The organism is Spirosoma jeollabukense, from assembly GCF_054777855.1.
This window is the reverse complement of record NZ_BAAHAD010000027.1, coordinates 1-10,014: the sequence shown is the minus strand read 5'-3', so window position 1 is coordinate 10,014 and position 10,014 is coordinate 1. Positions and strand designations below refer to the sequence as shown.

Sequence of the window (10,014 nt, the reverse complement as noted above, 5' to 3'; positions counted from 1 at the left end):
GAAGTTAATCATGAAGCCAAGTCTATTAACCAAAGCTCTGTCAGCGGCCGCTACGTTTGTAGCGCTGCTATCCGCCTCGCCAGCCATATTGGCCCAGATGAAAGTTGGGGATAATCCAACTACTATAACGGAATTCGCTGTACTGTAGGCAAAAACCACCAGCAAAGGTCTGCTCCTATCCCGGTTGGACCTAACCGCTTCCACTCAGTATAACACTTCTTAGCGTACAAATTGCCAAATTATTTTATGGAACACTCCCTTACTGACAGTGAACTGATTGGTCAGTACCTAATCACGCAGCCCCGTCGTTGCCATGAACTCCTGTATCATCGATACCGGAATAAAGTCTATTACAAATGTCTGTCCATGACACGAGACCCCGACCTAGCTCAGGATTATACCCAGGATATTTTTATTAAGGCCCTGGCCCGACTGAGCCAATTTAGCCATCGTGCCCGCTTTTCCAGTTGGCTCTTTGCCATCACCCATCATTACTGCGTTGACCAGTTGCATCGCTCCAAACGGGTCCGAACGGTCTGGCTCGACGATACCTTCGAGTGGACCTTTTCGGAGGCCGTTGAGCCGCTGGATCAGGAAGTCCGCCTGCTGGGGCTAGCCCAGGCTATCGAGCAGCTTTCCCCCCTAGAACAGGCGCTGCTGCGCTTAAAATACGAACAGGGCTGGAGCTTACAGGCGCTGGCAAAGCAGTATGCGCTCAAGGTTGATATCGTTAAGATGCGGCTTAAGCGTAGCCGGGTCAAAGTCCAACGAATTTACGCTAAGGCCCAACCCAAGTAGCCATCGTAACCAAGCGACAGATTTCCGTTTTACCGGTGTCTGATTAAGTAAGCCTTATACCTATTTTTTAGTCGACAGTGTCCCAACTTTTTATAACGACAACCCAATTGATTTCATGAAACACGCTTTATTCGTAATCTTATTTTTATTTCTCGCTAGTTCCAGTTGGGCCCAATGTCCCGCGGCCAGTTCCTATGTGGCCTCAACGACTACGGCTAGTTGTCCCTCCAATGGCGTCTTGCAATTGGCTAATCCCGCCGATCAGCCCACAGTCGGTGGCGTCGGTGTAGCAGGGGCGGTATATACCCTGACGGTAGGACCTGCTTCGGGCGGCTTCCAGACTACGGGGCAGAGTGCCAACCGCTTCGAAGGTTTACCCCCTGGCACTTATACCGTTACGATCACTAAACCCGGCTGTCCGGATATAATCCGGTCCGGTCTGGTGATTCCTTCCACCTACTCCCCCATCAGTCTGACGGCGACCGTCTCTAACCAATGTGCCAATGGCCAGCCAGGGGGGACCATCACGGCCAGCTCCACGGGCGGAACAGCGCCCATTGAGTATGCCTTCATTCAAGCCCAATCGGCCAATGTGGACGAATCGCTCTTGACCTATGGCCCCACGTCCAGCACCACCACGACCAGCTTTGGTCTGTTTCAGGTGCGGGCCCGCGACGCCTGCGGGGTCTTTACCACCCATACGGTCAACATTCAGCCTAACGTGGTGAAAGCCTTTTTCAACCCCGCTGGGTCCAATAAGGACTGTGATCAGTATGCTATCAGTGGTTCGCTAAACCCTACCGCCGGAGGAAGCAGCTTAACCCCCAGTCCTGCTCAGCCCTATACAATTGAACTCTTCGATGTCACGACTACTAACCCGTGTGGCCTTCCAACTGGGGCGACTCCCTTTCAGACTATCACGGCTACCACGCCCGCCGATCTACGGTTTGATCTGGACAAAACTCATGCCCAGGTGGCCATTCGGACCACCAGCCCCTGTGGCGAAGTGGAGGTGCGCTGTTATAACCTGAGCAGTAACTTCGGCCCCACCCTGAGCCGAATTATTTCGCCTTCCTGTGAGCTGATTAGCGGCCAGAATGGGGTGGATATGCTCCTGCAGCCGGGCCGCTTTACGACGCCCCTGAGTGTTTCCATTACCAGTCAGGCCCCCGGCAATGCCGTGCTGCTGACGGATCAACTCCCTAACAACAACAGTAAACTCTATTCGCTCTCCTTTGTGGCCCAGGGCTACTCGGTTCAGGTGGAAGATGCCTGCGGCCAGGTACGCTCCTTTACGGTGACCAATCCGCCCACTGGGGCCTCGCCCATAGGAACCAGTGTCAGTACGAACCTGAGTTGCGCCGATGCGCTGGGAGCCAAACGTACCAATGTCAATCTATCGGGCGGGGTGACGGGCCTGTTGGAATCGGGCGGGAGTGTGCAGTTGGTATCAGGGCCAGAAGGCCCTTATTCGCCCGCGCTGCCCGCTTCGGGTTCCTCTGGCACCTCCTATTACTGGAATAACCTCCCACCGGGTACTTATACAGCCCAGTTCAGCCCGAAAACCAACGACTGTAGTCCCAGCAGCTTTACGTTCACCGTGCCCATCAACTCGGCTAGCTCGCCGGGTCTAAGCTACAGTCTAACGGGATCGGTCACTCCGCTTTGCAGCGGTAACGCCAGTTTGTCGACCTCCTTTAATTACAATGGCGGTACCCCCGTTACCTATCAGCTCCGCAATGCGGCCAATCAACTGATTGCCAGTAACACCAGCGGTTTTTTCACCGACCTGGTGGCGGATGTCTATACCGTAACGGCTTCGGCTTCGCCGGGTTGTGGAGTGAGTTTGACCCAGATTCAATCCTTTACCCTGCCCGTGAGCGACACCACACCCCAGATTACCAAAAAAGTGGGTATTGTCTGCGAGACGGGTGGCAATCCTGCTGCCAGTGGTCAGGCCTTTTTCAACTTTAGCGGGCTGGCTCCTTATCGGCTAGAGCTTAGGCCCACGGGCAGCGCGACCTGGTCTGCCGTCGCCACGGGCATCAGTTCCAGCACCTTTGCCGTCACTAACCTTGCCGCCAGTGGCACCTACGATTTTCGCCTGAGTGATAATTGCGGTAAATCCACGGTAACGACCGTTTCCATTCGGCCCCTGGAGGCCCAGCGGGTAGAAAATACCCAGGAACCCTGCCTCAACCAGCCGTATACCTTAAGTGCCCCAGATTATCCAGGCGCTACGTACGCCTGGACCAAAGATGGTAGTTTAATTTCCACCGATCGGCAGATTAATTTTCCCGCGTTTCAGCCCTACGACAATGGCGCCTACGAGGTAGTGATCACCCTAGGTGGTGGGTGCGTCGCTCGCACGGCCAGTGTAACGCTGAATAGTGCTAATTGTGGCGGACCGTTGCCAGTCAATCTGATCTTGTTCAGCGTTAAGCCGGGGACTAATCAGACTGTAGAGATCAAATGGGTGACCGCTATGGAGCGAGATAACGCTTATTTCCAGCTCGAACGCAGCAAGGATCTGGTCTCTTTTGAGCCAGTAGCCAGGGTGCAGCCTCAGGAAGGTGCTCAAGGTAGCCATACGTATCAGTATATCGATGCGATGCCTTATCTAGGTACGAGCTACTACCGGTTGCATCAGGTGGATCTGAGCGGGCGGTTCACGGATTTCCCGGCCGTGTCGGTCGTCCTGGGTGGCCAGACCTATCAGATCTATCCCAATCCGGTGAGTGACGGTCGCTTTAGTCTAAACCTGGATGAGCCGCAAACCGCCAAGATCCGGCTTTATATGAATGATGGTCGTCAGCTACGGGTCGAACGAAGCGTATTGAGCGCCACCCAGGTGGAGGTAAAGGTGCTTGATTCTCTACCGGCAGGCGTGTTCTTGCTACAGGTGGAGGAGAGGGGGCAGATCCGGCCTTATCGATTAGTTATTCAGAAATAAGCGTTACCGGTACAGCGATCCAACTAGCTAATAGTCAAATCTAGCATCAGTTTAATATAGTAGGTAGGTTGAGGCCGGTGAAGGACTTAGCGTACGCTTGTTCTTCACCGGCCTCGCCATACACCGTGTCGGACATAAGGGTCGATGAGCCCAGGGATACGTGCTCGATCAAGACAGCCACGTCGGCCACTAGAGCAAAAGCGGGAGGACTTACTAAACCTCCCTACAAAGCCACTTAACCTAACTAGCTAGATTATAAGCCGCTTCTCAGGCATGCGTTATCATCACGAACTCGGCCATGAATTTTTGCCACCAATACCATTATATACGCCCTACTTGGTGTAGTAGAGCCTCGACTCGTTGGGACTTTCGTATGGTGACGGTTCATTGGGAGATTACCCGCTGTTAGCTTACTTGAGTTCTTTTATTTAAAGGCGCACTGATCGGCGTGGAAGTCCGCACAATCTAAATGGCCCATGATTCCAACTGAAAGGGAGATTAATCCCTACGAAGTCGTCCAGTTTCAATCCGCTCGTAAATAGCTCCTGAAAGGCTCCCACATCCCATATCTGCCGTAGGAAACAGGACGCTAATCGCCTATAAAGAGACGCAAATAGCCTGAACAGGCATGGCCTTTTACGCAGGCTGATGGTGATAACAAACCAGCTTTTAAGAACAATGCCGTATGACATTAACGAATGGACAACCTAATGACTGTCTTTACCTTGGTGAGCTAGCGGTATCTACCGAATAAAAAATTTACCGTGACTAGGTTATACCCACTTCGTCCTAAGCCCCTCCAGAACGAATACAACCGCTGGATACTCCATAATCATCACCATGTCTCTTGGCCTCACGGACGATGAACCCCTTCTTACTGGCCGGCCTGAGCCAGCCCCAGTTTTGAAACTCTCTATACCCGCTACGTGAACAAAGTTTATGGCCAGTGCCTTTCTATCACCCGTGATCTCGAAAAGGCTCAGGACTTTACCCAGGACATTTTTCTCAAAGTATTTCAGAAACTGGACGCCTTTGAACATCGCTCCCGCTTTTCGCACTGGCTGTGTACGATTGCCTACAATCACTGTATAGACCAACTCAAGCGGGATAAACGCTTACCGATAGCTAGGCTGAATGAGGAATTAGCCCAGCACGTAGGGGACCCGGAAGGGGGATATTCACCCTGAAACCTGGCAACTGCTTCAACATGCGCTGGCCACACTACCGGCTAAAGAGCGAGCCCTACTAGGACTGAAGTACGAAGAAGGGGCAGTGTTGAGGAGATTGGTCGGCTTCAGAGGATGGGCAGCCGTGCCAAAATTGATGCTTACTTTAAAACCCATGCCCAGTATTAGCCCCGATGGGCCAGGCAGCGTTGCGGGGGTTTGTAATCTTACTGTCGTATAAACGAACCGAATAATGATAAAAGACCCATCTAAACCCCTTTTGCTATGGTACTTGTGTTTTTCTGTATTCGCAATACAAATGGACATTACCAGAAAGGTAGTTTTGGCGATCAGGATCTGGCATTCTGTCTGGATAAGCCCTGAGCCCTGTTTGACCAAGGCTGGCAACTTCTACGGGTACAATTGGTAGAAGGCCCAGATAGCGCCATCTGGCTTCCCATGGAAGCCTTCGACGGATCGCCAATGAAGGACTGCTGCAACAGGAATGGGAAGACCTAATCTATCAAAGATAACCCGGGTGTGGACAATCTATAAGGCTCACTCAAACGGAGACACTATCCCACCCGTGGTTTTTCTTCAGGCCATGCGAGGAGTTTACACTTACTTGTACTTCCCCTTAGAACGTGTTGGGAAATTAAGTTTGGTGTTGTGTCTGTATCCGCTGCACCATGATCTGACTATTGGCCAAATAAAGCCAACTTACCGAAGAAGATACCGTATACTCGTAATCCTTGACGATCCGCCGGAAGAACGGGGTCGCCCGTGCGATTAGTCCAAGCAATGCTTCTTTCTACCACCCATCGTTTGGCCACTGGCACAAAACCTTGAGCGGATTCGGGCCGGGAAGCCTTCTCAAACTCAATGTTCCATTGAGCTAATTCCTTCGCAAATACCCCGTTATAGGCTTGATCGCCCATCACTTTTTCTAATCGTTCACCAACTCGCCATAGTATACTGCTTACCAGTGTACGGCCAGCAGGACCATCCGCTTCATTAGCCGCGTGAACGTGTACTACCAAAAGACGGCCCTCGGTGTCAACAATGAACTGTCGTTTGCGGCCATTTACTCGTTTGTTGGGATCGAGACCGCGTTCTTCATAAATCATTGGACTCAACTTAACACCGCTCCGGCGGCCCGGTCTGTGAGTCAATGCATACCAATGAGGGTGTAGGCATTCTATTGACTCGTTTACGATCCATTTCGTTGAGCGTCGCGTTAATTCGTTCGAACAGATTAGTAGTTTTCCACTGGTCAAAGTAGTAATAGACGGCTTGCCAATGTGGCCAGCCATCGGGCAGGTTTCGCCACTGACAACCGGTTCGTAAGAGCCAGAGAATGCAGTTGATAATCTGCCGTAAATCGTGCTTCCGTTTGCGTTTTAGCCGGGTGGCCGGAGCCATCAAAAAAGGGCAAAATTACGGCCCATTGGGAGTCGGTCAGTGGTTGCCACTGTTTGGTCATCACTTTGCATTTTGGTCGATACAAAGTTGGCACGACTCTCAACCTTTCTCAATTCCCCAACACGTTCTTATACCCATGTATTTTGCCTGGCAGGATGTCCCTAGACGATCTGGGCTTGCTTCCTGTTCAGGGACCCTGCGGCCAGGCCCCATTTCAATTTATCCTAGGTATTCAATGGTGCTTGCACAAGCGGATGATTTTATGATGATACAACACTGTCTTGTCCTGATTTTATTCGGACGTTTAATTTAATGGGGAGAGGGTTGAAAGGAAATGGTAGAAACCAAACTTTTTGCGTTCAATAAATCCGTTTATTTTTGTAGCTCACGGTTTTCTAGGTAGTGTCTCAGTTTGATTTTTTCTATGCTTGACCGTTCAAGTAAGATGTATCAAGCGCTACGTGTAAAGCCAGCGATGGAAACGGGCCTTGGTAAATGTTTAATGCTGATCGGCGAGATCGGTGAACTGACCTATAAATAAAGGGGTATACAATCTGATTTATAACGAGTTTAATCCTGATTAGTTGGTAACTGATAACACCCGTTAAACTTTTAAGTATTATTAAAATCTATAGTGTGGTACTATACGTATAAATAAATAAGGAAAACTACTTATTTATTATAATTAGATTTTGTTGTACTTAAAGTAAATAAAGACTATGAAACAGCACTTATCGTTAATCCTTTTTTGGGGGATACGTTGGTTTGTTTTGCTGGTTACTGTTAGGCGTTAATTGATTGGATACAAGACTACAAAACAGCAGTTTATTCACTTGAGCACTGGGAAGTCTTTTATGAAACGTTGGCACTCCTCATTTATACAGCGTTTGCCATTCGATTCATGATTAAACACCTTACCCTTCCTAATAACGATATATAGGGTTTTCATCTGTGGTTGACAGTCTTCGAAGAAATTCAAATTGAGACACTACCGTTTTCTACATACTTAATTTGCTTATGGATTAGCTATTCGAAATTTTATGACCATACGTCTTTCACTAGGTGAATCTACAAATTGTCAGACTATGGAGTTAGCCAGAGCAAAGTAGGCCTATGATCAGTAACCGAATAGGTTAATTCATTAAGCGTTTGTTGGCAGTAAGCCAAGGCTAACTTACTTCTGGCTGACAGAATTGGTACCACTTCATCAATAGGATAGTTTAGCCCGCCTGCGGCATTCATCGTCTTGCTTATATGGGTCAATTGACCTTTTGTAAATCGGGTAGCTGAACTCGACTGGTGTTTTTTAACTTTAGACTTTTCAAGGTGATTTTGTTGTGACGTGTAGTTTGTGTAATCTGAAAATAGGTCAAGTTCGTCCACTACTAAGTCTTGTTTAATGGGGTACGTCTGGGGTGTATAAAGGGGTGTCGGAAATCTACCCAAATATAAAGGGTAGATTTCCGACAAATGGGGTAATTCAAGGTGCTTAGGCAGCCTAAGGATACCCGGTAGATTTCCGACATATTGCCATCGTTCCAAGCAGATATTTAGTAATGCTTGATAAATGTCCGTATGCATTAACGCAATCGAACGGTCAAGCTGTTCTTCAATCCTACGTACAATTTCGGTGGGTGATTCCTGTACCCAGTTCTGCGCTACGATTTGGTTGTACTGTTTTTTTTTGCGGCTGCGGTCTTTTTCAATGCGTTTAAATTCGCTCTCATTTGCGTATTTACTGCGCTGTACGTGCCAGTATTCATAGTCCAATCCGCGCAGATATAATGTACGTTCTTCCTCTGCCAGACGGTCAGGATCAAAGCTGGGACACTTCCACATAATTTTCTTGAATGCGGTCAATAAAATAGTAGCAAGTAGGGTGGCATGCTGAGGTTGAACCAGATCCGCAAAGGTCATTGGGCGGTTGTTGCCTAAGAATTGCATCCTGTCGACCTTTATTTCAACCCGTAATGTGTACGGCTGCGGTGCATACACTTTTAACTTATGCTGTCCAGCTTCAATTTCAATATAAGGTAAAATTGAATCGGTTCGATTTAGTGTACTACGGCTGGGGGGCCGGTTTATGTAGGATAGAATGCTGGCACATATCTGTTCGGGATTATTCGTTTTAATCGTGGCCGACATTTCAAGGCCACTAAGCGCTGTTCGAAATGGATCGATTCGTAATTCTATGAACAGGTTGTCTAAGGCACACAAAATCTGAAAAGGGTCTTTGGCATCATGATTATGTAGCCCATTATTGGCAAGTTTAATGAGTGATCCCCGCAAAGAAAACCAGTGCCGGTTCGAATCTTGATCATATTGGCCACGTAACTTTGGATACAATCTCATGCCTTTGTAGTTAATTGGAGCTAAAGGCATGTCGTACCTTATGTCTCCATGCGTAGACGAGAAAAGCTGGCTCATATTGAGTCGCTTAACTAGATCGCGTTCGTTGACCGCGATACTAGACGTTTCGATTCCATCCAACATAGTCATATTTGCTAGGTTGTTTGGTTGAGGTAGGCAGCTAATTCTGATTTGAAGAAGTAAAGCCGACCATGTCTCTTTCGATGAGGAATCTTGGCAATATTCTGGTAGACCGTTTGCTGTGAAATACTAAGAAAGTCTGCAGTTTGCTGAACAGTGAGTGGTGTTTCTCCATCTGTTTCCCTCTGGCTGCTGGCTGGATTGCGCATGTATTGTAGCATTTCTAAAGCCAGCGCTTCTAAATTACTTAACCGATTGTTGATTGACTCAAAAGGGTTATTCATGGCCTGTCGTCTTTACATTAATTTGACACAGGCAAAATTGAATTCCCTAAGATAGCGTGACTAGTCAAGACTAGTCTTAAAGTTTTGCACTAATAGTCTTTAATTCGGTTTCTGCTTTTTGCCGTTGTTGATCGCTCAAATGCGGAATAACTTTTTCAATATCATCAATAAACTGCTTTATCATTCTACCATCAATATTTGTTCTTTTACTAGTTTGCAAAAATTTAGTGTATAAACTATATAATCTTTCTCCACTTCTTTTGCCATATTCTTTTGCTATAGAATCCGCAATTTTTCCTCGACTTATTGATTTGTCCTGGTAGATATAGAGCAATGCTATTTGACGCAAGGACAACTTGGGATTATTTAGAAGGGGCGTGGTATCTTTTATTGAAATTGAAACATCAATAGGAATATCATTATTTAAGATATTGATTTGCGCTCCAACAAATGGTGATTTATTTTTGGAACCACCATGGGTAACCCATGGATCAGGAGTTATTCCAGTTCCGTTGATTAATTGTTGTATAGCATTGATTTTAGAACATATAAAGTCAAAGAATGTAAAATAAAATTTTTTACGCAAATAGATTTTATTGTTACCAGTTGGAAGATTTTGTGTTACAAAGCCCTGATATTTTATCCATTCGTCGAAAGTGCTCAACCTTATTCCTTCTGTATATTCAAACGCGTCATAAAACAGAGAATTATTGGATAAAACGCCAGAATCTCCAAAGTCAGCCCAATGAGGGATAAGCGCATGTAAGCGATTGACCTGGGCTTTCAGTTGCTCACTGGGCAAGCTTAGAGCATGTTGGGAAATCACATTTGGTAATAAGTCTCAATGCGTTGTAACATAATCTGGCTATTAGCCAGATATAGCCAACTGGCCGAAGAAGAT

At 47.5% G+C, this 10,014-nt stretch carries 8 protein-coding genes; 3 read left to right on the top strand and 5 right to left on the bottom strand.

Features of this window, described 5'->3' with window-relative positions:
• Positions 1 to 246: 246 nt before the first annotated feature.
• From ACYVEA_RS33885 to ACYVEA_RS33875, 3 genes are all read left to right on the top strand, one after another.
• The gene (locus tag ACYVEA_RS33885) at positions 247 to 798 is read left to right on the top strand and encodes an RNA polymerase sigma factor (protein WP_461117815.1); all 552 of its coding nucleotides are present in this window, start codon (positions 247 to 249) and stop codon (positions 796 to 798) included.
• A 115-nt stretch (positions 799 to 913) separates the two neighbouring features.
• On the top strand, positions 914 to 3,751 hold the full coding sequence (locus ACYVEA_RS33880; RefSeq protein ID WP_461117814.1) for a T9SS type A sorting domain-containing protein: 2,838 nt from the start codon (positions 914 to 916) through the stop codon (positions 3,749 to 3,751).
• Positions 3,752 to 4,677: 926 nt separating this feature from the next.
• Positions 4,678 to 4,938, top strand: coding sequence for an RNA polymerase sigma factor (locus ACYVEA_RS33875; protein WP_461117813.1), 261 nt, complete (start codon positions 4,678 to 4,680; stop codon positions 4,936 to 4,938).
• 677 nt (positions 4,939 to 5,615) lie between these two features.
• Here the strand turns inward: ACYVEA_RS33875 and ACYVEA_RS33870 are convergent.
• The 5 genes from ACYVEA_RS33870 to ACYVEA_RS33850 all read right to left on the bottom strand — a co-directional run bounded on the left by ACYVEA_RS33870 (position 5,616) and on the right by ACYVEA_RS33850 (position 9,939).
• Positions 5,616 to 6,089 carry a transposase gene (locus ACYVEA_RS33870; RefSeq protein ID WP_461117812.1) on the bottom strand — a complete coding sequence of 158 codons (474 nt, stop codon included), beginning with the start codon at positions 6,087 to 6,089 and terminating at the stop codon, positions 5,616 to 5,618.
• Positions 6,055 to 6,339: a transposase gene (locus tag ACYVEA_RS33865; protein ID WP_461117811.1), complete on the bottom strand. Its 285-nt coding sequence runs from the start codon at positions 6,337 to 6,339 to the stop codon at positions 6,055 to 6,057. Before ACYVEA_RS33865 ends, ACYVEA_RS33870 begins: the two co-directional genes overlap by 35 nt.
• A 1,083-nt stretch (positions 6,340 to 7,422) precedes the next feature.
• Positions 7,423 to 8,832 carry a hypothetical protein gene (locus ACYVEA_RS33860; RefSeq protein ID WP_461117810.1) on the bottom strand — a complete coding sequence of 470 codons (1,410 nt, stop codon included), beginning with the start codon at positions 8,830 to 8,832 and terminating at the stop codon, positions 7,423 to 7,425.
• Positions 8,833 to 8,843: 11 nt separating this feature from the next.
• Positions 8,844 to 9,113 carry a helix-turn-helix domain-containing protein gene (locus ACYVEA_RS33855; protein WP_461117809.1) on the bottom strand — a complete coding sequence of 90 codons (270 nt, stop codon included), beginning with the start codon at positions 9,111 to 9,113 and terminating at the stop codon, positions 8,844 to 8,846.
• Positions 9,114 to 9,189: 76 nt separating this feature from the next.
• Positions 9,190 to 9,939: a hypothetical protein gene (locus ACYVEA_RS33850; RefSeq protein ID WP_461117808.1), complete on the bottom strand. Its 750-nt coding sequence runs from the start codon at positions 9,937 to 9,939 to the stop codon at positions 9,190 to 9,192.
• Positions 9,940 to 10,014 lie beyond the last annotated feature (75 nt).

Bases quoted from the DNA above. Each gene is read 5' to 3' on its own strand.
- ACYVEA_RS33885 (WP_461117815.1), top strand. From the start codon at position 247: ATGGAACACTCCCTTACTGACAGTGAACTGATTGGTCAGTACCTAATC.
- ACYVEA_RS33880 (WP_461117814.1), top strand. From the start codon at position 914: ATGAAACACGCTTTATTCGTAATCTTATTTTTATTTCTCGCTAGTTCC.
- ACYVEA_RS33865 (WP_461117811.1), bottom strand. From the start codon at position 6,339: ATGGCTCCGGCCACCCGGCTAAAACGCAAACGGAAGCACGATTTACGG.
- ACYVEA_RS33860 (WP_461117810.1), bottom strand. From the start codon at position 8,832: ATGTTGGATGGAATCGAAACGTCTAGTATCGCGGTCAACGAACGCGAT.
- ACYVEA_RS33855 (WP_461117809.1), bottom strand. From the start codon at position 9,113: ATGAATAACCCTTTTGAGTCAATCAACAATCGGTTAAGTAATTTAGAA.